The following is a 24786-nucleotide window of genomic DNA, read 5'->3' as shown; positions in this document are numbered from 1 at the left end:
CCGCGAGAGCGACGCGGCCTGATCAGAAGGTCACCACCGTTTTCAACGCCGTCACCCAGGCGTCCTGCGTCTCGCTGACGCCCGCCGGGTGATGCCAGTATTGCAGGCCCGGCTGCAGCTGCAGCCACGGCGTGACGTTAACGCGATAATAGAGCTCCGCCGTCACCGAGTGGCCCGGCACCGGCCGGTAATTCGGATCGTGATAATCGCTGATGCCGCTCATCTGGTTGAGATAACGCTGATTGTCTTTGTAGCGGTCGCTCAGTTTCACCACCGAGACGCCGAGCCCCAGCCAGTCGTCCGGCCGCGCATCGAACAGCCCACGATAGCGGATGCCGGTCGAGGTTGACCAGTGCAGGTAGTTGCTGCGCTGATCCCCCAGCCCCAGGCTGTAAAACACGCTCAGACCGCGGTTGACGTCGTCCGCATGGCGCGTCACCTGCTGGTTGAAACCGGTATACAGGAACCAGGTGCGATCGTGGCTGCGATAGCCCTGCGGATCGCTGGCGCCCGGCCCGCCGGACACCCCTTCATAAAGATCGCGCTGGCGCGCGTTGGTGAACAGCACGCCCAGGTTATACACCCCCGGCAGCTGGTTGACGGCGTGGGTTTTCAGCTCCAGCTCCATCGGCAACAGGAAGCCTTTGCTGCCCTTGGTGGACCAACTCCAGGCGTGGCTGCGGCTGGGGGCGCTCGGGTTCTGTTCCATCACCCCGCCCTTGAGCGTCAGGCCGTCGGTCAGTTTGTACTGCAGCGTAGTGCCCCAGTAATGCACGTTCCAGTTGTACCAGGTCAACGAATTAGCGGACTTGCCGCCGCACAGCGTCAGCGTCTGAAAATCGCAGGGGATAATCTGATCGAAATCCTGCACCTTGTTCATCATGCCGATGCGCCACTGCAGCCGGCGATCGAGGAAGGAGCGGCTGAAGGTCAACCAACCCAGCCGGGTGATCGACTGCCCGCCAAAGCTCTCCTGCGACAGATCGGTCAGGCCGACGCGCGGATCCTGCAGCCGATCGCGGGTCAGGTTGTTGTCATGGTTGCGGTTGACGATATTGCCTTCGATCGCCGCGTCCGGAATGCCGGTCAGCGCCTGCAAATCCTGGCTGAAGGTCAGCGAAAACTGGTCGATATACGACGCCTGTTTATCGTGGTTGTAACCGCCGCCGGCGTTATACGACAGCTGGCTGAGGTAGCCGAGGTTATAGTGGAAGCCATGATCCTCCAGGATCGGCCTGATCCCCAGCATATCCCCCAACAGCCCGGGCTGCGGCGGTTCAAAGCCGAGCGCCACCCCTTCCCATTTGGCGGTGGGGGCTTCGACGTCCTTGCCGGTTTGCAGCGTTTCCGCCTGCGCCTGGCTACAGAGCAACGCCAGCGCCGCCAGGGTCATGGAACGAGGTAATAAGCTTTTCATCATTATTATATTTCTCCGCATAACGGCTGACTGCGGGCAACAGCATTCCCTGGGAGAGAATTTCCCATCATGAACAGCAGCGAATAACGTTAGTTAACGCCCGGCGCTTGCCGCCGGGCTGAAGGGTTAGCGTCGGTCTTTCAGGCTGGCGCCGTTGCTGTGGATCACATCGCGGTACCAGTAGAAACTCTTCTTGCGGCGGCGCTCGAGGCTGCCGTTGCCGGCATCGTCCCTGTCGACGTGAATGAAGCCATAGCGCTTCGACATTTCGGCCTTCGAAGCGCTGACCAGATCGATCGGCCCCCAGCTGGTGTAACCCATCACCTCGACGCCGTCGTCGATCGCTTCCGCCACCTGCACCAGGTGGTCATTGAGGTAGTTGATGCGGTAGTCGTCGTTGATGCTGCCGTCGGCCTCGACGCGATCTTTGGCGCCCAGCCCGTTCTCGACGATGAACAGCGGCTTCTGATAGCGGTCGTACAGCACGTTGAGCAGGTAGCGCAGCCCGATCGGGTCGATTTGCCATCCCCATTCCGAGCTGGCCAGATGCGGGTTCGGCACCATATCGAGAATGTTGCCGCGCGCCGTCTCATACTGCTCCGGGTCGGCGGTGACGCAGCCGCTCATGTAGTAGCTGAACGAGATGAAATCGATGGTTTCGCGCAGCGTTCGCCGATCTTCCTCGGTGATCGCCACCTGAATGCCGTTTTCACGGAAGAAGCGCTGCATATAGGCCGGGTAATAGCCGCGCGCCTGCACATCGCCGAAGAACAGCCAGTCGCGGTTTTGCCGCTGGGTTTCCAGCAGATCTTCCGGCTTGCAGCTCAGCGGATACAGAATGCCGCCCAGCAGCATGTTGCCGATTTTGCCCTCCGGCACGATCTCGTGGCAGGCCTTCACCGCTTTGGCGCTGGCCACCAACTGATGGTGGATCGCCTGATAGATGGCGCTCTTGTCGCTCTCCGGCGGCAGGCCGACGCCGGTGAAAGGCGCGTGCAGCGACATGTTGATCTCGTTGAAGGTCAGCCAGTGTTTGACCTTGTGCTTGTAGCGTTCAAACACGGTGCGCGCGTAGCGCTCGAAGAAATCGATGGTGCGCCGATCGCCCCAGCCGCCGTAGCGCTTCACCAGGCCGTAAGGCATTTCATAGTGCGACAGCGTGATCAGCGGCTGAATGCCGTATTTCGCCATCTCATCGAACAGCCGATCGTAAAACGCCAGCCCGGCTTCGTTCGGCGTCTCTTCGTCGCCCTGCGGGAAAATGCGCGTCCAGGCGATCGAGGTGCGCAGGCAGGTGAAACCCATCTCGGCGAACAGCGCGATATCCTCCGGGTAACGATGATAGAAATCGATCGCCACGTCCTTGATGCCGCTGTCGCCCGCCGTGCGCGGCGTGATGGCGCCGAAGATGCCCTGCGGCTGCAGATCGGAGGTCGACAGCCCCTTGCCGTCGGCCTGATACGCGCCTTCTACCTGGTTCGCCGCTACCGCGCCGCCCCACAGAAAATGTTGCGGAAACTTGCCGTTCATCGCTTGCTCCTCAATTAACGTAATAAAGTCAGCAGCGGCGCCTGTTCCTGCACCGGAGACAGGCCGCTGGTCAACACGTCCACGTAGTCATCGCTGTTGCTGATGATGATCGGCGTGGTGGTGTCATAGCCGGCAGCATGGATCGCCGCCTGGTCGAACTCGATCAGCAGATCGCCCGGGGCGACCCGCTCGCCTTCCCGAACGTGGGCGGTGAAATGCGCCCCGTCGAGCTTCACGGTATCGATGCCGACGTGGATGAGAATCTCCGCGCCGTCGTCCGATTCGATGCCGATGGCGTGTTTGGTTTTGAACAGCGACGCCACGCTGCCGCTCACCGGCGCCACTACGCGCCCCTGCTGCGGCGCGATCGCCACCCCTTTCCCCAGCAGGCCGCTGGCGAAGGTCGCGTCGTTCACCTGATCCAGCGGCACGATGTCGCCGGCGATCGGGCTGAGGATGGTCTGTTTGCGGTTAAGCGGCGCGGCGGCTTCAGGCTGCGCCGTCTCTTCCGCAGGCGCGACGCCGAACAGGTAGCTGGCCAGCGCGGCGAACACGAACGACAGCAGGGTGCCGCCGATCGCGCCCCATACCGTGGCGTCGATGCCGCCGTTGGGAATGATTTGCGCGAAGGTGAATACGCTCACCAGGCCGAACGAGTAGACCGAGGTATGAAAGTAGCCGATCACCGCACCGCCCAGCGCGCCGCCGATGCAGCCGAAGATGAATGGGCGTTTGTTCGGCAGCGTGACGCCGTACACCGCCGGTTCGGTGATGCCGAAAATCCCGGCGCCGATGGCCGAAGCGGACAGCGCCCGCAGTTTGGCGTCGCGGGTGCGCAGCATCACGCCCAGCGTGGCGCCGACCTGCCCCATCACCGCCGGCAACAGCAGCGGCACCATGGTGTCGCGCCCCAGCACGCTCAGGTTGTTGATCATCAACGGCACCAATCCCCAGTGCAGGCCGAAGATCACGCACACCTGCCACATCGCCCCCATAAAGGCGCCGGCGATGATCGGGTTAAAGGCGTAAATGCTTTGATAGCCGTTGGCCAGCAGGTGGCTGAGCCAGGTTGCCGCCGGGCCGATCAGCAGGAAGGTCAACGGCACGGTGATCGCCAGGCACAGCAGCGGCGTGATGAAATTGCGCAGCGCGCTGTGGATCACCCGGTTAAACAACGGCTCCAGGCGGCAGGACACCCAGGCCGCAAAGATGATCGGGATCACCGACGAGCTGTAGTTGATGAAGGTCAGCGGAATGCCGAAGAAATACTCGCGCACCGCGCCCGGCTGCTGCGCCGCTTCGAAGGCCGCCATCATCAGCGGATGCGTCAACGCGCCGCCGATCGCCATGGTGACGAAGGGGTTGCCGCCGAATTTTTTTCCGGCGGTGTAGCCGAGCATGATCGGGAAGAAGTAGAACAACGAGTCGCTGGCGGCGAACAACATTTTGAAGGAGCCGCCGCTCTCCAGCAGCCAGCCGCAGGCCAGGCTCAGCGCCAGGAAGCCTTTCAGGATCCCCGAAGCGGCCATCACCCCGAGCAGCGGGGTAAAAATGCCGGACACCAGATCGATAAAGCGGCTGAGCAGGTTATCTTTTTTATCGTCCGCATCGCTGCCGTTCGACGCACCGTCAGCCAATCCGCCGACCCGATTGACCGCGTCGAACACCTCCGCCACGTGGTTGCCCACAACCACCTGGAACTGGCCGCCGCTCTCCACCACCATGATGACGCCCGGATTTTTCTTCAGCGCTGCCGCGTTGGCGCGATTGTCGTCGCGCAGCTTGAAACGCAGGCGGGTAGCGCAATGCACCAGGCTTTTCACATTGTCGCGGCCACCGACGCCGGCCAAAATCTCACTGGCTAATGTGTCATATTTCATACGGTTATCCTTAGACTTCGCGTTCTGCCGCTCCCCGCCCCGCACTGGCCTGGCGCTGAGGCGAAATTCGGCGCAAAAAAAAACCTAAACCTCGCGGCCTCTGCCCCATCGGGGAACAGAAACGCGAGGTTTAGGTTTTGCCTGCCGTAGCAGTAACAACCCTAAATCGGTTGAGTTATGACGTTAACACCGCGGATTTTGCCGGGGCAAGGCCTTGCGTCGGCAAATTGCCGAACTGTGATCGGGCGGGCAAAACCGATCTGAGGTATCAAATAAGGGCTGTCGCCCTCTATCGGCTTCAGCGCAGCAGTGATATATCGCGCAGGCGGAATAGAGAGGGGCGGAATATCGCCCGCCTCAGGCAAAAACATAAGATTAACTAACCTAATAATTCACTATCAGGCGAAAGCAAAGCGCTCGTCCATCCACTGTCAATCCCCACTTTTTAGTCACAACCGGCAATCCATAAGGCAAATAGATCGCCAAACTTGATTGCACATCGTTAACATTCCACGATATTCACCCGCGCGAAAATCACCATACGCAATTGACGATGGCGAAAGAAACATCAGAATGACTAATTAAAACGACTGGACAAAAGTCACGCGGGCGATTATTACTGGTCAACGCGTAATCGATTGTAGGGATGACAGCGGCCATGACGTTGCGGACTGAGTTGGGACGGATTCTGATCACCGGCGCCGGCGGCCGGGTAGCCACGGCGTTTCGCCAGGCGATGGGCGATCGCTACGCGCTGCGCCTGGCGGAACGAGACATCAGCCTGCTGAGCGATCTGCGGCCCGGCGACGAAGTCATCAGCTTCAACATCGCCGATCTCGACGCCTGCCGCGCGGCCTGCGCCAATATCGACACCGTGTTGCACCTGGCGGCCGATCCCTCCCCCGATGCCGACTTTTGCGGTTCGTTGATGGACAACAACATTCTCGGCACCTTCAATATCTTCCGCGCGGCGAAAGACGCCGGCTGCCGCCGGGTGGTGTTCGCCAGCAGCGCGCAGGCGGTGGAAGGCTATCCGCTCGATTACCAAATCCGCCCGGATGACGCGCCGAAACCGAAAAACCTGTACGGCGCCAGCAAGGCGTTCGGCGAAGGCATCGCCGCCTACTTCGCCCATCAGGAAGGGCTTTCCGCCCTGTCGGTGCGCATCGCCAACTTCACCACCCTCAGCCCGGGCGATCGGCTCAGCGCCCGCGACATGAGCGCGTTTCTCAGCCATCGCGACGCCGCCGATCTGCTGGAGCGCTGCATTCGTGTCGAAGGGGTGCAATATGCGGTGGTGCACGGGGTTTCCAATAACCGCTACACGCGTTTGTCGCTGGAAGAGACCCGTCGCCTGCTCGGCTACGCCCCGCAGGACGATGCGTTCAGCCTGCTCGGCTTTGAGTGAGCGCGGCGGGGAACCCGCCGCACGCTGTCGTTTTTAACCGTTGACGTAGGCCACTTTTTCGGCCTGACGGTGGGTGAACAGCACCAGCAGCAGCGCCAATCCGGCAATAATCGCCCCCATCACCGGCACGAAGCTGTATCCCAGCCCGGCGGAGACTACCGCGCCACCGGCGGCGGCGCCCAGCGCATTGCCCAGGTTAAAGGCGCCGATATTGACCGAAGACGACAGCCCCGGCGCTTCACTGGCGACGCGCATCACGCGCATCTGCAGCGGCGGCACCACGGCAAAGGTCGCCGCGCCCCAAATCACCATGCTGACCGCGGCGCCGATTTCACTGCGCGCCAGGAACGGGATCACCAGCATAATGACCACCAGCAGCAACAGGAAGCCTTTTAGCGTCGCGCTTTCGGAGCGGTCGGCTAACTTGCCGCCGAGGTAGTTGCCGATGGAGAAACCGACGCCGATCAACACCAGCATGGACGTCACGAACAGCGGTGTCGCATCGGTGATGTGCTGCAACACCGGCGAGATATAGGTATAGAGCGTGAACATCGCGCCCGCGCCCAGCACGGTCGTCAGCAAGGCAGACAGCACCTGCGGGCGCACCAATACCGACAGCTCGCGTTTCACATCCGGACGCGCGCCGGCGCTGCCTTTCGGCAACGAGAACCACAGCCCCAGCATGGCGATCACGCCCAGCCCGGCCGTCGCCAGAAACGACATGCGCCAGCCGATGGTTTCACCCAGCCAGGTCGCGGCGGGCACCCCGCCGATATTGGCGATGGTCAGGCCCATAAACATGGTCGCCACGGCGCTCGCCTGTTTCTCCTTCGGCACCACGCTGGCGGCCACCACCGAGCCGAGGCCAAAGAACGCGCCGTGGTTCAGGCTGGTGATGATGCGCGACAGCATCAGGGTGGTGTAGTCAGGCGCAACGGCCGACAGCACGTTACCCAGGGTAAAGATCGCCATCAGGAAGATCAGCGCGCTTCTGCGTGCCCGGTGAGAAAGCAGCAACGTCATCAGCGGTGCGCCGACCATCACGCCGACGGCGTAGGCGCTGATCAACATGCCGGCCATCGGGATGGAGACGTCCACCCCTTTGGCGATGGTCGGCAGCAACCCCATCGGGGAAAACTCGGTCGTGCCGATGCCGAACGCCCCCACCGCCAGGGCTAATAAGGGAAAGTTAATTTTCATTCAACAACTCCGGTTAACCGCTGCCGAAGCGCGGGAAAGTTAAGATGCCAAAAGTATGACATTGATCACACCAAAGATAAGCAGGCGGGAGGCTAAAAGACTTTTGCGATTTTGTTAAAAATCGTGGGGGAAAACAGCAGCCGACTCTATCTTAACCACGCACCGACAGGCAATAGCCGCCGTCGCCCGAGCGCACATCGGGTTCATTCTCGCCACCTGCGGCAAGCCGCCATATCGGCCCGCCGGCGGCTACCGCAACTATTGAACACAGAGCAAAAGTGTTTTGTTATTGTGCGCGTTTTTAGAATTAAACGACGAAATATAATGGCCTCAGTAAAACATCAAGGCCCTACGGCCCCATACACACAGAGGGAAGCGCCATGCTTTTTGACTCGTATTCTTTAAACGGTTTATCGCTGAACAATCGCATCGTCATGCCGCCCATGACCCGCTCTCGGGCCGGCGCCGGCGACGTCGCCACCGACATGATGGCTGAATATTATGCCCAGCGCGCCAGCGCCGGGCTGATCGTCAGCGAAGGCACGCAGATTAGCCAGCAAGGCCAGGGTTATGCCTGGACGCCCGGCATTTACACCCCGGAACACATCGCCGGTTGGAAAAAAGTCACCGACGCCGTACATCAGGCCGGCGGCAAGATCTTCGCGCAGCTTTGGCACGTCGGCCGCGTGTCGCATACCATTCTACAGCCTGACCACGCCGCGCCGGTCTCCTCCTCCGCCATCCAGGCCGACGGGGTCAAAGTGTTCGTGGATGTCGAAGGCCGCGGGCCGGAACATGGCGTGGGTGAAATGGTGCAACACTCCGCACCGCGCGCCTTAACCCGGGAAGAAATTCCGGCGATCGTCAATGACTACGCTCAGGCGGCCCGCAACGCCATCGCCGCCGGTTTCGACGGCGTAGAGCTGCACGGCGCGAATGGCTATCTGATCAATCAGTTTATCGACTCGCGGGAAAACCAGCGCGACGACGAATACGGCGGTTCACTGCAAAACCGCCTGCGTTTCCTGCGGGAAGTGGCGCAGGCGGTAGCGGACGCCATCGGCAAAGAGAAACTGGGCGTGCGCCTGGCGCCGCTGACCACCCTGATGGGCTCGCAGGACGATACCCCTGAAGCCACCTATCTGGCGGCGGCCAGCGTGCTGAACGATATCGGTGCCGCTTATATTCACATCGCCGAAGCGGACTGGGATGACGCCCCGGTAATGCCGGCGGCGTTCAAAGAGTCGCTGCGTCTGATCTTCCGCGGCACGCTGATTTACTCGGGCAAATACACGCGTGAACGCGCTGAAGAAGCGCTGGCCAAAGGCTGGGCGGATCTGATCGGCTTCGGCCGCCCGTTCATCGCCAACCCGGATCTGCCTCACCGCCTGCAACACGGGCTGGCGCTGAATGCGCCCATCAAAGAGAAATTCTTCGGCGGCAGCCGGGAAGGCTACACCGATTACCCGACGATCGGGTAAATATGTTCAGCCCCCCGAGCCTGCAAGTGCGGGGGGCTTCGCTGGCTTGGTAAACAACGCTCTTCTGAATAAGCGACATAACCCAAATTTTCTGGGTCCGCACGATAAATAAAAAATAAATCGAAAACCTTAGATATAAAATAATAAATTAAACATTTTCATTGCAATTTTTTATTAGAATACAAAAAAACAAAACATATAAAAACAATATAAGTTGAAATAAAAATAATGAAACCAAGAAAAATGAAAACTTAAAACACAATATTTAATCAAAACTTAAACACATAACCCGTATTTCCCGAACAGGGTTGAATATATATGCGAACGTGTAAATATCTTTCCGAACAGCGCTATTGTGGCGCTGCGTTGATTAAGGAAAGATCTTATGTCTAAATCACCTATTGGCACTACAGCCACGACAGGGCAAAAATGCCCGGAAAGCGGCGTCTGGGAAGTGGTTGGCAAACCCTCAACCACAGCGCCAATCGCTAAAGGCAATATCATGCCGCCTTATGGCGGCAAAGGGGTCACCTGGAAATTGATCCAATACGCATAATCCGTCATCTTCAGGCCTCTTTTTTCAAAAGGGGCCTCGCAGAAAAATCCTATGATGCCTTATTTCATTCCCTCCCATTGCGCACTTTGCCCGCGCGCATTTCGATGCTCCGCTGCAATGCGCGCAGCCCGCCGGCCAGGAAGCAGGCTTCCGCCAGCACGAACAACGGGCCGATGATCAGGCCCGTCACGTCGTCCATAAACGCCGGCTTTCGTCCCTCCCAGAAATGCCCGACAAACTGAAACAGCCAGCCGATGACGAAGCCGCCGATGCCGACCCTCAGCCACGCCGCCGTCGACAACGACGCCACCCAGGCGCCGAACGCGAGGCACAGCAGCAGCAACGCCAACATCATGACGCCAAGACGCAGGCTCAGCCGCAGGTAATAGAGGGCCGACACGATAACCGCCGCGCAGGCCGGCGAAAACGGCAGCCATCCCGCGCCCCATGCCGGCCGGGAGAGCAGCGTCAGCAGGCTGACGACGATCAGCGGGATGCCGATAAAGTGCGTGACGATATTGCGCGCATCGCGGTGATAGGCGGCATAAGCGGCAAGGTGATCTTCCAGACTTCGCATGTTGACCTCCGGTATGTGCGGCCTTCGTCGCCGAACGCGGGCAGCCGCATGCGGCTGCCCTTATCCATAGCTTAGCGCGGGATCACCAATACCGGTTGACCGATCTCATCCAGCAGGCCGCGCGTGACGGAAGCGTTCAGCCAGCGCCCCAATGAAGACAGGTGGCGGTGCGAGATGATCAACAGATCGCAGTTGAACAGCGCCATCTGTTCCGGGATCACTTCGATGGGCGACCCCGCGGCCAGCAAGCCCTGGGCATTGAAGCCCTGCTGTTTCAGCGCCCGCGTCACCTGCCCGACCTGCTTTTCCGCCAGCGCCTCTTCCCGTTGGGCGGCGGGATACTCCTCGCGCTCATCGCTGTCGAAACGCAGGCCGCTGCGGCTGAGCGTGAAGGCATTGTCCACCACCGTCAGCACGATCACGCCGCCGATGCTGCCTTGCAGGCGCGCCATAAATTCCAAGGCGTTGCCGCTGTGTTCAAAGCAATCCACCGCCAATAGCACTCTCTCAATCATAACCATCCTCATTCGCCCGAGTTAAATCGCGCCCTTGAAATTGGCTTCGCCCTTTTTCCAATAACCTTTGGCAAACAAGGCGGCGCGGGAGATGCTCATTTCGTTGATAAAACGCGCCTTCAGATAGGCGGCGACCTGGTGTTCGCAGGCCAGCCACACCTGCCCTTCGCCGGCCGGCAGCTCGCAATGGCTGACGGCCTGCACCAGCGGGCTGTTCATCACGCTGTCGAAATGTCGGGTGCGGATTTGCCAGCTGTTCACCTGCAAAAAGGAGCAATCGACGTCCTGGATCTCCTGCGCATCGCCCACTTCGGCGAACCACAGCACCGGCAACGGATCGGAGAGCGAGGCGAGAATGGTGCGCATGGCGGGCAGCGCGGTCTCATCACCCAGCAACAGCAGCCAGCGAGTTTGCGGCAACAGCCGAAAGCCGCCGGAGCAAGGGCCGGCGAACCCCAGCTTGTCGCCCGGCATCGCGTCGCGCGCCCAGTTCGACGCCGGGCCTTCGCCGTGCAGTACCATATCGATATCGAAGGTGCGGGCGAGTTTGTCGATGCCGCTCAGGGTGTAGGCCCGCCCGGCCAGCGTGTCGCGCCACGGGAAGAACACCTTGACCCAACTGGCCGGCTCCTGCGCGCGCGGATCGGCGATAAACTTATCCACATCATCGCCGCTCAACGTGATGCGGCGGATCCGAGTGGTGACTTGCCGCACGGCGCTCACCCGGGCCTCCCGTTTGCGGCGGGTGTCCCTTTCCAGCATCTCGTCGACAATCTTATTCAGCGTGTTGTGCATCAGCCTTCTCCTGTGGCGCCGCAGACGGGTAGGTGTGTTCCCAGCCACCGCCCAGCGCTCGATAGATATTCACCACGGCGATCGCCGTCTCCTCCTCTGAAACAATTTGCGCGGACTGCAGATCCAGCAGCGCACGCTGCGTGCTCAGAACGTGGATAAAATCGCTGGCGCCGTTCAGATAGCTGTCGCGCGCCAGCGCAAACGCGTGCCGGTTGGCGGCCAGCGCCTCGGCCAGGTGTGTCTGGCGGCGCTGCTGGGCGCGATAGCCGGAAAGCGCGTCGTCGATCTCGTGCCAGGCGCGCAGCACCGTTTGCTGGTAGGCGATGGCCATTTCCTGCTGCCGGTATTCGCTCAGGCGCACCCGCTGGGTGATTTTCCCCCCGTCGAACAGCGGCAGATACAGGGCGGGGCCGATGGCGAAGGTATGCGTGGACCAACTGCCCATATCCGCCAGCGCCAGCGCCTGATAACCCGCGTTGCCGGTCAGCGTGATGCGCGGATAGTAGTCGGCGGTGGCGACGCCGATCTCGGCGGTCGCCTGATGCAAACGCGCCGCCGCTTCACGAATATCCGGCCTGCGCAGCGCCAGATCCGACGGCACCCCCATCGGCACCGCGCGCGCCAGCGTCGGCAGCGGCCCCGTCGGCGACAACATCGCTTTCAGCGCGCCAGGCCGCTCGCCCAACAGCAGGCTGATGGCGTTGATCAAGCGTTCCTGCCTATCGAACAGCGTCGGCAGCAGGGCATCCACCTGCGCCAACTGCACCTGCGCCTGATCGATATCCAGTTCGTTGCCCGCGCCGCTTTGATAACGGCTTTGCGTCAGCTGTAGCGTGCGCAGCGCCGTGGCGCGGTTTTCCTGCGCCACCGCCAGCTGCTGCTGCGTGGCGCGCAGACGCAGATAGTCGCTCGCCAGCTCCGCCGTCACCGACGTCAGCAGCGCGCGCCGATTCTCCTGCGAAGCGGCGAAGCCGGCGCGCACGCTTTCCGATGCGCGACGCAGCTTGCCCCACATGTCCAGCTCCCAGGTGGCGCTGAATCCGCCGCGCCAGAGGTTATAATCCGCCTCTCCGCCGTTGCCGGACGGATCCATGCTGCCCACCGAGGTGGCGCGCTGGCGCTGATAGGCGCCGTCCATGCTCAGATCCGGCATCAGCGCCGCCTCTGTCACGCCCAGCAAGGCGCGGCTTTGCTGCATGCGCGCCGTGGCGAGCTGCAGATCCAGGTTGCCGGCCGCCGCGCGCTGCACCAGTTGCGACAGCGACGCATCGTTGAATATCGACCACCAGGCCACCGGCAGCGCCCCGCCGCCGGCCTGCTCACCCCAGCTCTCGGGCAGCGCGTTCTGCGGCCGAGCGTAGTCCGGCCCCACCGCCCGGCAGCCGCTCAGCGCCATCAACAGCAGCGGGATCACGGCTCTGTTCATTGCAGGCCCCCGTCCAGCGTATTGATGCTGACGTCCGCAGACATGCCGACGCGCAGGGCGCTCAACAAAGCGGCGTGCTCTTTGTTGATATCAAATACAATTTTCACCGGGATGCGCTGCACGATCTTGGTGAAGTTGCCGGTGGCGTTTTCCGGCGCCACGGCCGCGAAGCTGACGCCGGAAGCCGGCGCGATGCTGTCCACCTGCCCTTTCAGCGTTTGGCCGGGAAAGGTATCGATATGGATGTCTACCGACTGCCCGTGCGCAATGTTTTCCAGCTGGGTTTCCTGGTAGTTGGCGATGATGTACAGCTTGTCCTGCGGTACGATGGCCAGCAGCGCATCGCCCGGTTTGACGAACTCTCCGACCCGCAGGCTTTTCTTGCCGATCACGCCGCCGATCGGCGCGGTGATGCGGGTGTAAGACAGATTCAGTTCGGCCATCGCTTTCTTCGCCTGCGCCAGCATCAGCTCGGCGTCGCTGTCCGCCAGCTTGGCTTGCAGCACCTGCTCCATGTTTCGCGCCGCTTTGAGCGTCGCCTCCGCCTGCGCCACATTGGCGGAAAGCGTGTGCACCCGCGTTGTCGCCTGCTGCGCCGCCTGCTGCGACCCCGCGCCGCTGCTGGCCATTCTCTGGTAGCGGTTCTGCTCCTGGCGCGCAAACGCCAGCTCCGCCTGCGCCGCCTGTCGCTCCGCCAGCGCGGCGGCGATCAGCGCGCTCTGCCGGGTGAGGTTGGCCCTGGCGTCGTCCTGCCGGGCGCGGGCGGATTGCTCCTGCGCCGTCGCCTGCGCCAGCGCGACGTTGAATTCACGCGGGTCGATCACCGCCAGCAATTCCCCCTGTTTGACCCACTGGTTGTCTCTGACCAACACCTGCGCAATTTCACCGGCAATCTGCGGAGAAATACGCGAGATATCGGCGCGAATATAGGCATCATTGGTATTCTGCTGTGTCTCTTTAATAAAGAACTTATTCATTATTAACCCCAGCGTAATGACGGCAACCGCCAATACGGCGACGGCGACTTTCTTGTTAGCCATAAAAGTGACTCCACTTAATATTTATTTCTGATGATAAAATGTCAGGCGGCGACCGAACGCGGCGGATAAATACGGGTCGGCATAACTAAAATCAGCGCGGTCAGTAATAACGCCAGGCCGGCAACCAACAAATAAAGATCGGCGCTGGCCAGCACGTGGCCCTGCCGGGCGGCAAGCTGCGCCAGCTGCTCCGCCGATCCCGATGCGCGGCTGTAGGCCGAGCCGAAGCCGTCGGCAATCGTGCCGGCGTGATAGTCCCCGCGCTGTCGGCTGAGCAGCGCGATGGCGCCGCCGGCCGCGGTGGCGGCGAAACCCTTCACCGCGTTGAACCAGGCCGCCGCAAACGGCCCGTCGGTCGGCAACAGTCCGCCGGTCGCCTGCATCAGCAGAGGGATGATCGCCATCGGTTGCGCGACCGCCTGCAACAGCGCGATAACGCGAAACGTATCGCCGTTCCATTCCGGCGTCAGCTGAGCCGCCAGCACGCAGGCGGTGGCCATCAACAGCAGGCTGATCGCCAGCACCCAGCGGCAATCCACCCGCGGCGTATTGCAAATTATGGCGACGATCGGCAGCGTAATTAATTGCGGCAATGCGACCCACAGCATTAAGTCGGAGGTTTGTTCCTGACGATAACCCTGAATCGCGGCTAAATATCCCGACGTGATATTAACCAGCGACACCATAATTAACAGCACGCCACCCAGCGTAATTAAGGAGAAAGACAAATTCCTTTTGCTTAATAGCTGCAAATTAAAAAAAGGCAGCGGGTGATACCATTCGTTAATCAGAAATAACGCCAATAATCCGCCGCCGCCCAATAATAAAACGTAGATCAGCGGCGAGTTCAGCCAGTCGAGGCGCTCCCCCTGTGAAATGCCCACCGTCAACATGCCGAGCGCCATGCCGCCGAGCAACAGGCCGCGCCAATTGAACTGCCGCAGGCGCTCCAGCCGCAGCGGATCCTGCGGCAGGCCGTAACCGATGCACACGGCGGCGATCGCCATCAGCGGCAGGTTCCAGTAGAAATACCCGCTCCAGCCCCAGTGAAAGGCGAAGGCGGCGGCGGTAGCGCCCAACGTAGCGCTCCAGGCCGAGACCCAGCCGTAGGCACCCAACCCCAGCACCTTGATCAGCGGCGGCATAAAACGCAGCACCACCGTCATCAGCATCGGCGGCAACGCGCCGCCGGCGAAGCCCTGCAGGCTGCGCACCGCCAGCAGCACGCCATACTGATCTCCCAACCAGGGCGTCAACAGCCCACCGGCCAGGTAAATGCCGCACATCGTCAACGCCACCCGGCGCAGCGAAAAGGTCGGCCAAAAACAGGGCGTGAACCCGGAACCGATCACAAAGCCGGTGACGTAGCATGTGGTCAGCCAGCTGCCGGCATCGAAGCTCAGCAGCATGCCACCCTGTATATCCGCCAGCGCAAACTTGCTGGCGTTTTCCCCCACGCCGCTGGCCATCACCGCCAAAAACACGCCGAACAACCCCAGCCAGGTACGGCCGTTGATTTCACCGGCGCTGGCGAGCCATCGATTTTTGTGGTGCGGCGTAACAGACACCTCAACCATTCCCCACTCCTGCTGTTTCAGCCTCAATCTTTGTTGTCGTGGGCAGTATCCGGACTTATTTCGATTGTTTAAAATGAAATGATGTAATTAACTAGTTGCACAAAACGCAATCCATTGAACGCGCCACCACCGGAGAGTCCATGCCGCAAAAAATTGATTTCAACCTGATCTATGCGCTGAATCTGCTGCTGGAAGAAGGGAGCGTGAGCGGCGCCGCCGAAAAGATGAATCTGAGCGCGCCGGCGATGAGCCGCATTCTGGGGCGCATCCGCCGGCAGTTCGACGATCCGATCATGGTCAGGGCCGGCAAGCATCTGGTGCCGACGCCGCGCGCGCTGGAGTTGAAACGCCAGCTCGGCGAGATCATCGAGCAGGCCGCCGCGCTGATCGCACCGAATGATGCGTTCGAACCCGGCAAGCTGACCCGAACCTTCACCATTCGCGCCAACGACATTTTTATCGGCGCGCTGGCGGGCGGCTTGCTGGAGACGCTGCGGGACATGGCGCCGTTAAGCGGCCTGAAGTTTATCGCTGAAAGCGACGGCGAGGATGACGCGCTGCGCAGCGGCAAGGTGGATCTGGTGATCGGTTCCTCACGCGACTGGCATCCGGAAATCAAGACGCAGAGCCTGTTCACCAGCACCTTTCAGGCGCTGGTGCGCCCTGGGCACCCAATCATCGGCCGGGTAACGCCCGAAACCCTGACCCATTACCCGCATATCAGCGTCTCCCGCCGCGGGCGCACGCAGGGGCCGATCGACGACGCGCTGCGCGATCTCGGCCTGCAGCGCAACGTCGCCCTGACCCTGCCGGGCTTCCATTCGGCGATGATGCTGACCATGAAATCGGACTTTATCCTGCCGCTGCCGCGCCACGTGCTGCAAGGGGTGAGCAACATCCACCTGCCGTTGGCGGAGATCGAGCTGCCGCTCGAGCTGGAGTCGGTGTTTATCGTGCAGGCCTGGCACCCGCGCCTGGATCGCGATCCGGCGCACCGCTGGCTGCGGCAGACCATCAAGCAGTTCTTTTTGCAGCGGGAGTGAGGGGGTTAGGTGTGGGGGCTTATAGCAAATCGTATTTCAGATATATTATGCTGTTACTAAAATAGCCGCTTAGCTAAATATAGGAAGACATTTCGTATATTAACCACTAATCATTTCCCAACTCAATGAGTTTCATATCAATAACACCATGTACTTATCATAGACTAGATAGCTGTTCACAACTTGAAAAAATTATAAGAATAATAAAAAATCAACAAAGCGTAACAGTCACAATGAGGAAACAACATGAGTAACGCACTATCTATCACTGAATTATTTACTGACGAAAGTTTCAAGTCAACCATTGAAATATTTTCAAGCATCCTTGGAGTATTAGCAAGTATATTCGCAACAGGAATGATAACACTTAAATATTTAAACAAACCATTAAACGGCGAATCTGAATACTTGAGTAAAGCAGGTATCCCCAACTGGACAATTAGATTGTTCTCCATATCTATTCCTCTAAAAAAAACACCCCAGAACACACTCATTGATAAAATACTGTCTGGTTTTATTATTTTTTCAGTGACCATTGGGCTTTTATTTGTGTTTCACATGCACATACAAACATTACGCATTCAAAATGGGTGGACTCTTTTAACGTTAAAAACAACAAATGAAAGCTTCTTTATCACCAACCATTCCGCCAAGGAATCATCTTTGTTTTCCCGTCACCCTTGGTCTATTGACAAAAAACAATGCCTTGGAAATAACAATCAACTAAAAAGAATAAAAAACATCTCTCCAGAGTTGTCATCATTGATTTGCGAAATATTTAATGATGAGAAAAACCAAGTTGAACTAAATAAATACATAGATGAAGTAAAAAAAGACAAGATAATTATATACCCAATATTGACCATCATAGAAATCATTCTTTTCTGGTTAATAATCAGTATTTTCCTTACTCTTTCCCTTAAGAGAAAAGTAAGGAACTACATCATCAAACAACAAGAAAGAGCATATTACTATATCACATAACCGCTTAGCTTAAATATTGCGACTTATCTGGCGTTTCCCCTTCTATTGAACCTGTAAGTAAGACTTACAGGTTGCGTTTTGTTCAAGTTCAGCTTCTTCGCAGATCGCTTTGATATGTTGCGTAATCGCCTGGGGAGTCACTTGATAAAGAAACGCGATGGTCGCTCGCGTTTCTTGCTCAAATCGACATTCAACGCGCACTTCGCCATCATCGCTGGCAAACATAACAAACTCACCTACCGGTGATTGGGTTAAGTGCTTGTTTGCCATGTCTCCTCCGCTTTAATCTGACTGACAACGCTGTAATTCGCTCAGTATGCCAGAGAACCACATCAAAGCTCATTACTCGAACAACAGTTATTTTCCAAAAAATGTCTGCAACCTGACTCGCTTGGATAGGATTTTGTTGAATTTAAGAAAGTGAGGGAAACAGTAATTTGGCGGAAGATCACAGGAGGGATAGTTAAAACCCATCACATTGATATAAAAGGCATTTATAAAAGTTAATTTCTGTATTATACAAATCCTTATACCACCATATTTTAAATGGTCAATTTTCAATCGAATCAAACAAACAGGTACTGATCAAAAAAGATTAATGACAAAACAGGTCACAGGGATCACACCTTTCAATTTTTAACAAAAAAATCAATACATTCACCGGTGATTACTTATCAAAAACTCGGCTAAAACCAGTCACTTCAGTGCGTACACTACCACTTCGAACTCCTACAAGAGTGTTACTCTAAATTAAGGATATTCGTGTTCGGCGCTTTACCTAATGGGTTTAACGTAAGTGTCGCATTTGAACCAACAGTCAGGAGTGAACTGTAAGCATCCCGGCTTTAGTTCCATGCACTTTTTGAGATATCCGGTGTTTCAGCCATCAGCCGGTACTCTGCCGGCGTCAGGTTGTTCAGGGATTCATGAGGCCGCTCGTTGTTATATTCCTTCAGCCAGCGCTCTGTAATTTCCCGCGCTTCATTCAGTGTTCTGAACAGATAAAAATCCAGGATTTCTGTTCGGTATGTCCGGTTGAACCGTTCGATAAAAGCATTTTGTGTAGGCTTACCCGGCTTGATAAATTCGAGCTGCACACCATGTTCTTCGGCCCATTGGGCCAGCGCCAGTGAGACCAGTTCGGGCCCGTTGTCCATCCGCATCTTCAGTGGGTAACCACGGTTTGCCACGATCCTGTCCAGCACCCGGACGACTCGCTGAGCAGGGATATTCAGGTCGATTTCTATCGCCAGTGCTTCACGGTTAAAATCATCTACCACGTTGAAGGTCCGGAAGCGCCTGCCGCAGACCAGCGCATCGTGCATAAAATCAATGGACCAGCTCTGGTTCAGCGATCCCGTTGTGGCCAGCGAGGCCGGATTACGCACTGGCAGACGTTGCTTTCCTTTGCGACGAAAATTCAGTTTCAGCAGGCAATAAATCCGGTGAACACGTTTATGGTTCCAGGTGTTGCCCTGTCTGCGCAGTAGTTGGAACAGCTTTTTAAAACCGTATCGTGGATAGCGTTCTGCCAGTTCAGTCAAAGCCCGGATCACCGGTTCATCACGCCGGGTATCGGGCTGATAAAAATACACCGTCCTGCTCAGCGATAATGTCCTGCATGCCTGGCGGATACTCATGGCAAACTGTGCCGCCAGATAACTGACGAGCTCCCGCTTTATCGCTCGCTTTAAAGCTTTTTTTCGATAACGTCTTTCAGGGCCAGACATTCAAGGCTGAGATCAGCAAACATCTGTTTGAGCTGCCGGTTTTCGTCCTCCAGATCCTTCATCTTTTTGATATCAGAAGCTTCCATCCCGCCATACTTTGCTTTCCAGTTGTAATAGGAAGCTTCGGATATTCCCGCTTCGCGGCAAACATCCTTAACGGTACCTCCGGCTTCGACAGACTTCAGAACGGTAATGATCTGGTGCTCGGTGAATCGGGCTTTACGCATGACGATCTCCTCAGGGGACATAATCAGTATGTCGGAAGATCTCTAAAAGTGAATGGTCCGTTTTACCGGGATGCTTACATAATAAGTAGAATCAGGCCATTCGCTGAAGATGCTTCATCGGTGTGTAACCATTCAACGCCATATTGGGTCGTTCGTGATTATAAAAAACCTTGCCACCCGGTGGCTTAGTTTTGTAATTCATCCTGTGATGTAAACAGATGCGGCCCCAGCCAGTCATAACACACAGTCCGTTTGTAACGATCAAAATAAGCATTTCTCCGCGGATTACCCGGCTGAACGAAATCAGTCCTGACTCCTACATAATTATCCATAATATCAAGGTATTACTGGTATATTCTGGACCGGTATCACAGCGGATTGCTTTGGGTTTTCCTTTCCATTCAATGAGTTGTTCCAGTACTCTGACAACCCGAATGGCGGGCTAGAAAAATCGACCTCAATGGTCAGCGCGTCACGGGATAGCCGGAAATGACATTCAGCAGACGGACTGAAAGTCCAGCCGCTCACCGCTCGCGTAGGAAGTCCATCGACCAGTATTCATTGCTGCATTCAGGTACGGCAAGCGGTTAAGGCTTATCCCTTTTCAGCAGTTTTTTGGGGTTTATTCGCATGTTCAGCGATAACTCGCAGTAAATCCGGTACACTGTTTTGTGGTTGAACTTAAAGCTTTTCACGTTACGAGGATACAAAAAACACAGACCAAACCCCCAGTTGTGCTGCCTGTCAGTGATACGAATCATCAAATCGGCAATAACGACATGTTCTTCATTCAACTCAGGTTGGTAGCGATAGCAGCTTTTTCTGTCAGAACCAACAGGCAGGCAAAATGTATGTTGATGCGTCGGCTTCGGACCTCGGTCCAAGTACCAGCTGCTTTCACTGGGAGGGCTGCACCACGTTTTTGCCATGGCCCCCATAATAATACCCGATTTAAGCCGCTCTTCGGCATACATCAGTTTGAGACAACGGTTTTCGTGTTCCAGCTCCTCCAGGGCGGGCGATCATGGAGGCATCCATCCCGCCAAACGGTGAACGCCTCCCATAGAACTGGCATTGTTCATTCCATGCTCGCGGCACAGTTCAGCCACAGGCATTCCGATTCGTCTTGCTTCTGGATGACCGAGTTCTATCTGTCTGTAAAACGTGACTTTTTCATAAACATTCGACGGTCCAGTCCACGAGACATTCTTCCTATGCACATACCGGTTTTTCGGGGGGGACTGTCATCACTTCATTTCACCAGATCTACCGTTACCCACATTCCCAATTCAGAACCCACTAAGCTGTCTAGCTAATCCCACGTGGCAGTCACCACTACCGATCCGTTATACGTCCCTGCAAATCTAACATCTGTGTCCACTACACTTATTACGTCCACAGATCCATGGGGAGCCGCGGTAACCGTCGCGGAATAAACTCCATCTCGATTTAAATAAATACCGGATTCGATTTGTTTATTCTCGGTTCGAAGTACCGCGGGGTTGCGGGGTACATCCAGGACCACAGACGCAGTACCATCACATTCCACCCCAAGAGAAACCTTATTCCGACGATAGACCGTACCAACAGAGGCAGTCTGGTGGACGATTTCACCACGCCCTACGATCGAGCATAAAACGGGTTTGGGCACGGCACGCAATGTACAATGATCAGGCCATCCAGGGAGGGTGAATCCATGCTTTCTAAAATGAAACCTCTGCATCTGAGGCCATGTAGTTATACCGACGACAGCAGCATATAAACAAAGAGATTCGTTAACGTCAACATAACTACCAGGAGTCCCTGCTTGCGAGTGCGGCACCCTCATACCCGCCTTCATACGTTCGAACACGAGCTCGGCAGTTTCCCGTGGGTCCCCTACACCCTTCCCGGCTATCTGCACCCCCATGCAATAACTTTTCCCGGATAAATCCGATTCGCCGAAGTCCTTACGATATAATGCAGACCGTCTACCAGCCCCTGGCTTATCCCATACCTGGCCCATCACCCCGCAGCTCCCCGGTAAACCGTTAACAGACCCTGATACTGTCGGCCCCCCAGGGTATACGGTCACGTATGGAAGAGGTGGTACCTCGTAACCACCTTCCACCACACCCTCACATGTAGCGTCGAACGCCGCGATGGCCGACATCACCACCACGACCCTGATGTCTAGTATTTTTCTCACAGTAGTCCCTGCCTTTGCCAGCTATCGTTTTGAGAGCAATCATTCATCGTCGGAGCATTCCATCTGCCCATATGTTCCAGCGTTTTTCATACGCCTGCACCCGTGCGTCGGATTCTGCCACTGACAGTCCCCGCCCCCGGGCCTGCTCGTAAAGCCGCAGGCGTTGAGTACGGTAATTTTCTAACGCGCGCGGCGCGATGGTGGTGCCCTCAGGGGTAAACCACACGCCCAGCCAGTCAAAACCATGTTCAATTCTCCCCAGTCGAGTTTTGTCGGGGTGGGTTTCAAATCCACCCAAATTAAAAAATCCGTGCAGGCGTTTCACGCAGCGCTTCAGGTGCCAGCGTGTACGGGTAAACAGCAAAAAATCATCCATATAGCGCGAATAAAAGGTTCCTTCCTGCGCGGAAAAATAACTGTCGACATGATGCAATAGACTGGCGCCGATCAGCGGGCTAAGCGCACAACCGCGACAAATGCCGTACCGCGGGGTAAAAATCTCGCCCCCGTCCTCGACGCTGTAATACAAATACTGCTCAATCAGATCGATAAGCACCGGATCATCAATATGCTGCTGCACCAGGCTCAGTACTTGCGCCTTGCGGATATGCCGGTAATAACCGCGGATATCCGTTCGATAAACAAAGGCGTAATCACCGCAGGTGAGTTCACGCCATACATTCTCGACCGACAGTTTACCCCCACCACGCCCTTTGAGGTGAACGCAGCGTTCATGGGTGGGCAGGTCATTTTCCACCCGCAAGCAGACCCATTTCAGCACCAGCGCATCTTGCGCGCTCCATTGCACCCAACTGCGATCGCGATAGCGGTAAAGCTGCATCGGCAGCAAACGGTAATCGCCGTTGCGCACTCGCCGATAAATGGCGGCTCTACGCTCGGCCCAGTGGAAACGCAAATGCCAAATATCCGCATTGGGCGGCGCATGTCGCCGTCGACTCTTCACCCAGCGATAGGCCTCGAGCCAGTCCATATCCGCCTTATTCATATTCCAAGCGGAAGGTGGCAATCGCGCTGAACGGGCCGTGCTCTATGGTGCGGCGAGCGATAGCCTCCGGCTCACCCTGCACATAGGCCAGCACCGTCAGGGTATTATTGCCAGCAACCAGCCGGTATCCCTCACCGGCCTTGTTCAGCGGGAGAGGTTGGCCGCCCTGCGTTTCCATACCGATCGCGATGCCAGACGCCTGGCTGCCCCCCTCAATCGCCAGCAACCCCTTAAGACTCTGGTTTTCCGTTCCGCTGAAGGTCACCTTGACCGTTTTCCCCAGGCTCAAATCGCACTCCCCCAAGCGAATATCGAACGCCTGCCCGTGGGTACGTTCATTGGCGTACAAGTATTTGTCGATCACCGTGCCAAAATCGAGCCTCACATTTTCGTCCCCTGGCGCGATCACACAGGGCTCTGCCACCAATGCGCCATGCAAACGTACATTGTCGGCCAGTGCGGCACAGCTCAGCGCCAATAGCCCGGCAATCAGCGCCGTATTGAGAAACCGCGGATACCCGTTCATTGGTAAACCGCCTTTAGGGTAGCCGTAGCCTCAAATGGCCCTTCTTTTAGCGTCGCGCCCTGGCGTTTTACCGGCACAGCCTCCAAGTGGGGCAGGTTCGTCAGTTGGATGGGTATCGGCTTATTAAGCTCAAACGGGACACCGTTCTGTTTAATCTGAATGGCCAGATCCTTGACACCAGTCACCACCGCCGCCCGATCGTAATCCGCCGAGACGCCAACGATTTCCAGCGTTATTGCCCAAGCCTGCGCGTTGGGATCACAATTGACCTGGTAGTTCATTGGCTGCAAATAATTCACCCCATCGACCTTTTTTATCCCCACGCGATTGCCGAAATCGACGTCCACCAGTCCGCCGTTATTAATCGTGCAGGCAGGGGGTTCGACCAGGGTGCCGAAAAACGTCATGTTCTCCGCCGCCATTCCCGCTCTGCTCAGTGTGCAGCAGGCGAACAACAAGGCAACACCTGAATAAAGTTTCATCGATATTCCACCATCATCGTCGCACCGGCGGAAAAAACTCCGCCGCTGAGTTTGGCGCCAACCCGTTTTACCGGCACAGCCTCAAGCACGGGTAATGCGGGATAATTGAAGTTCAACCATCTATTAATTGGCAGCCGCTTGCCGCTATTAACGTTGAGCAGCTCGATGCCTAAATCTGTTCTATTGGTCTTTAATACCTCGGAATCAAACGTGGCGCCGTTACCTTCAATACGCATCCGTGCAGCGCCGGCCGCGCCTCCCTGGCACTGCACCGCATAGACGATCGGCATTTTTTTATATTCGCCGTCAACGCGGGTGGTCATCACGTCATTACCGAAATTCACTTCAATCAAGTTGTTGTTGTTGATGTCGCACGGCGGCTCCACTACCGTAATCTTGACGGTTACCGTCGCCGTAGCGGTTTTTGCCAGCACCGGTGCGGTTGCCCACCAGCTCGCAAGCGCCAAGCATGCCATAACCAGCGGCAATCGATATACGCGTTCAGCAGCCATCTCTTTCGCCCTAATCATAGTTAAGCCTGAAGTCGATATGGGCCAAATAAGCACCTGCCCGCAACGGAGCCCGCGTCCGTTCCGGCATCAGGCTATAGGTCAGGCTATCTTGCCCCGCCGCCAGCACCAGCGGCGCCCCACGGCTCCCCAGACGAATGTCCCGTCCCTGTGCATCAAGCATCCGTAACCCGATGCCGGAAGCCCCACGCACCCCGATCAATTGCGGATTATCCGTATCCGCCGGTGCAACGAAGCTAACGGAAACCGCAGGTTGATTCAGGTTCCACAGCAGGTTGCCGCTGCGCTGATCGCGACTGTTTGCCGGGCTGCGTAAACAATCCCGCAAACGCAACTGCACCGCCACCGGCGTACCCTGCGCTCCTACCTGCGCCAACCGGGCGGTACCAGTTTCCCCCAGCCACACATCCTGATAAGCCGAGGCCATTTCCAGGCGACAGGCGCTTTCGGTCAAGGCACCACGCACATGCAACACCCCATTGGCACCGTCAACGTTCCCGTTATCTGCCGCGCTGGCCGCGGGCATCAGCGCCAGCATGCTGCCGATCACCACCGGCACCATCATCACCGCAGCCACTCGGGCCAACAGGTATTGCCGTTCAGGGCAAGACAGGAAGCCGCTCCTCTGTTTTCTCTGTTGCATGTTCAGTTCCCTCTTTACGCCCGCT

At 57.2% G+C, this 24786-nt stretch carries 21 protein-coding genes and 2 pseudogenes; 5 read left to right on the top strand and 18 right to left on the bottom strand.

All coding sequences use genetic code 11. The features are described 5' to 3' along the window. Positions 1–22: 22 nt before the first annotated feature. The 3 genes from ACJ8PL_RS20515 to bglF all read right to left on the bottom strand — a co-directional run bounded on the left by ACJ8PL_RS20515 (position 23) and on the right by bglF (position 4827). Positions 23–1393, bottom strand: coding sequence for a carbohydrate porin (locus ACJ8PL_RS20515; protein WP_370530997.1), 1371 nt, complete (start codon positions 1391–1393; stop codon positions 23–25). A gap of 150 nt (positions 1394–1543) precedes the next feature. Then, positions 1544–2947: a glycoside hydrolase family 1 protein gene (locus ACJ8PL_RS20510; RefSeq protein ID WP_079452283.1), complete on the bottom strand. Its 1404-nt coding sequence runs from the start codon at positions 2945–2947 to the stop codon at positions 1544–1546. Positions 2948–2961: 14 nt separating this feature from the next. Further along, positions 2962–4827 carry a PTS beta-glucoside transporter subunit IIABC gene (bglF, locus tag ACJ8PL_RS20505; RefSeq protein WP_016929538.1) on the bottom strand — a complete coding sequence of 622 codons (1866 nt, stop codon included), beginning with the start codon at positions 4825–4827 and terminating at the stop codon, positions 2962–2964. A 658-nt stretch (positions 4828–5485) separates the two neighbouring features. Between bglF and ACJ8PL_RS20500 the strand changes: the two genes are divergently transcribed. After that, on the top strand, positions 5486–6235 hold the full coding sequence (locus ACJ8PL_RS20500) for an NAD-dependent epimerase/dehydratase family protein (RefSeq protein ID WP_028127800.1): 750 nt from the start codon (positions 5486–5488) through the stop codon (positions 6233–6235). A gap of 33 nt (positions 6236–6268) precedes the next feature. Here ACJ8PL_RS20500 and ACJ8PL_RS20495 read toward each other — a convergent pair whose 3' ends face one another. Further along, positions 6269–7435, bottom strand: coding sequence for an MFS transporter (locus tag ACJ8PL_RS20495; protein ID WP_016929540.1), 1167 nt, complete (start codon positions 7433–7435; stop codon positions 6269–6271). Between the two features lie 380 nt (positions 7436–7815). Between ACJ8PL_RS20495 and ACJ8PL_RS20490 the strand changes: the two genes are divergently transcribed. Further along, positions 7816–8916, top strand: a complete 1101-nt coding sequence (locus tag ACJ8PL_RS20490) for an alkene reductase (protein WP_016929541.1) — start codon at positions 7816–7818, stop codon at positions 8914–8916. Between the two features lie 385 nt (positions 8917–9301). Then, entirely contained in the window at positions 9302–9472 is a 171-nt protein-coding gene (locus ACJ8PL_RS20485; RefSeq protein ID WP_162837995.1) for a hypothetical protein, read from the top strand. 64 nt (positions 9473–9536) lie between these two features. Here the strand turns inward: ACJ8PL_RS20485 and ACJ8PL_RS20480 are convergent, their stop codons facing one another. The 6 genes from ACJ8PL_RS20480 to ACJ8PL_RS20455 all read right to left on the bottom strand — a co-directional run bounded on the left by ACJ8PL_RS20480 (position 9537) and on the right by ACJ8PL_RS20455 (position 15402). Next, positions 9537–10049 (bottom strand): Mpo1 family 2-hydroxy fatty acid dioxygenase, encoded by a 513-nt coding sequence (locus ACJ8PL_RS20480; RefSeq protein WP_079452282.1) that lies wholly within the window; start codon positions 10047–10049, stop codon positions 9537–9539. 71 nt (positions 10050–10120) lie between these two features. Beyond that, complete coding sequence (locus ACJ8PL_RS20475) at positions 10121–10564, bottom strand: universal stress protein (RefSeq protein ID WP_015376224.1); 444 nt, start codon at positions 10562–10564, stop codon at positions 10121–10123. Positions 10565–10585: 21 nt separating this feature from the next. Then, a complete protein-coding gene (locus ACJ8PL_RS20470; RefSeq protein WP_079452281.1) occupies positions 10586–11359 on the bottom strand; it encodes a siderophore-interacting protein in 774 nt (257 codons plus the stop codon). Then, positions 11340–12785 carry an efflux transporter outer membrane subunit gene (locus ACJ8PL_RS20465; RefSeq protein WP_079452280.1) on the bottom strand — a complete coding sequence of 482 codons (1446 nt, stop codon included), beginning with the start codon at positions 12783–12785 and terminating at the stop codon, positions 11340–11342. Before ACJ8PL_RS20465 ends, ACJ8PL_RS20470 begins: the two co-directional genes overlap by 20 nt. Continuing rightward, positions 12782–13825 carry an HlyD family secretion protein gene (locus tag ACJ8PL_RS20460; protein ID WP_016929545.1) on the bottom strand — a complete coding sequence of 348 codons (1044 nt, stop codon included), beginning with the start codon at positions 13823–13825 and terminating at the stop codon, positions 12782–12784. The genes ACJ8PL_RS20465 and ACJ8PL_RS20460 overlap by 4 nt, the downstream gene beginning before the upstream one ends. Before the next feature lie 41 nt (positions 13826–13866). Beyond that, entirely contained in the window at positions 13867–15402 is a 1536-nt protein-coding gene (locus tag ACJ8PL_RS20455) for an MFS transporter (RefSeq protein ID WP_016929546.1), read from the bottom strand. Between the two features lie 140 nt (positions 15403–15542). Between ACJ8PL_RS20455 and ACJ8PL_RS20450 the strand changes: the two genes are divergently transcribed. Both ACJ8PL_RS20450 and ACJ8PL_RS20445 read left to right on the top strand, forming a co-directional pair. Further along, the gene (locus ACJ8PL_RS20450; RefSeq protein WP_031299766.1) at positions 15543–16445 is read left to right on the top strand and encodes a LysR family transcriptional regulator; all 903 of its coding nucleotides are present in this window, start codon (positions 15543–15545) and stop codon (positions 16443–16445) included. 246 nt (positions 16446–16691) lie between these two features. Beyond that, on the top strand, positions 16692–17429 hold the full coding sequence (locus tag ACJ8PL_RS20445) for a DUF6216 family protein (protein WP_442531350.1): 738 nt from the start codon (positions 16692–16694) through the stop codon (positions 17427–17429). Between the two features lie 45 nt (positions 17430–17474). Here ACJ8PL_RS20445 and ACJ8PL_RS20440 read toward each other — a convergent pair. From ACJ8PL_RS20440 to ACJ8PL_RS20405, 8 genes and pseudogenes are all read right to left on the bottom strand, one after another. Further along, positions 17475–17699: pseudogene (locus tag ACJ8PL_RS20440) on the bottom strand (hydroxyacid dehydrogenase); the annotation flags it as partial. Positions 17700–18274: 575 nt separating this feature from the next. Further along, positions 18275–19386 (bottom strand): IS3 family transposase gene (locus ACJ8PL_RS20435; protein ID WP_442531349.1). Its coding sequence is split into 2 segments (ribosomal slippage): positions 18275–19125 and positions 19125–19386, totalling 1113 coding nucleotides; the frame shifts between segments, so codons are not numbered across the junction. Between the two features lie 91 nt (positions 19387–19477). After that, positions 19478–20563, bottom strand: a pseudogene (locus ACJ8PL_RS20430) (DDE-type integrase/transposase/recombinase). Positions 20564–21617: 1054 nt separating this feature from the next. Beyond that, positions 21618–22565, bottom strand: coding sequence for a reverse transcriptase domain-containing protein (locus tag ACJ8PL_RS20425; RefSeq protein WP_255201735.1), 948 nt, complete (start codon positions 22563–22565; stop codon positions 21618–21620). 7 nt (positions 22566–22572) lie between these two features. Continuing rightward, a complete protein-coding gene (locus ACJ8PL_RS20420; protein WP_176326446.1) occupies positions 22573–23106 on the bottom strand; it encodes a fimbrial protein in 534 nt (177 codons plus the stop codon). Then, the gene (locus ACJ8PL_RS20415; RefSeq protein ID WP_176326447.1) at positions 23103–23588 is read right to left on the bottom strand and encodes a fimbrial protein; all 486 of its coding nucleotides are present in this window, start codon (positions 23586–23588) and stop codon (positions 23103–23105) included. Before ACJ8PL_RS20415 ends, ACJ8PL_RS20420 begins: the two co-directional genes overlap by 4 nt. Continuing rightward, positions 23585–24100, bottom strand: a complete 516-nt coding sequence (locus ACJ8PL_RS20410) for a fimbrial protein (RefSeq protein WP_255201736.1) — start codon at positions 24098–24100, stop codon at positions 23585–23587. Before ACJ8PL_RS20410 ends, ACJ8PL_RS20415 begins: the two co-directional genes overlap by 4 nt. A gap of 10 nt (positions 24101–24110) precedes the next feature. Next, positions 24111–24761: a fimbrial protein gene (locus ACJ8PL_RS20405; protein ID WP_411292231.1), complete on the bottom strand. Its 651-nt coding sequence runs from the start codon at positions 24759–24761 to the stop codon at positions 24111–24113. Positions 24762–24786: the final 25 nt, after the last annotated feature.

The sequence above is a fragment of the Serratia sp. CY83965 genome, assembly GCF_052166375.1.
Classification (GTDB): domain Bacteria; phylum Pseudomonadota; class Gammaproteobacteria; order Enterobacterales; family Enterobacteriaceae; genus Serratia; species Serratia marcescens.
This window is presented reverse-complemented; position numbering and strand designations above follow the sequence as displayed.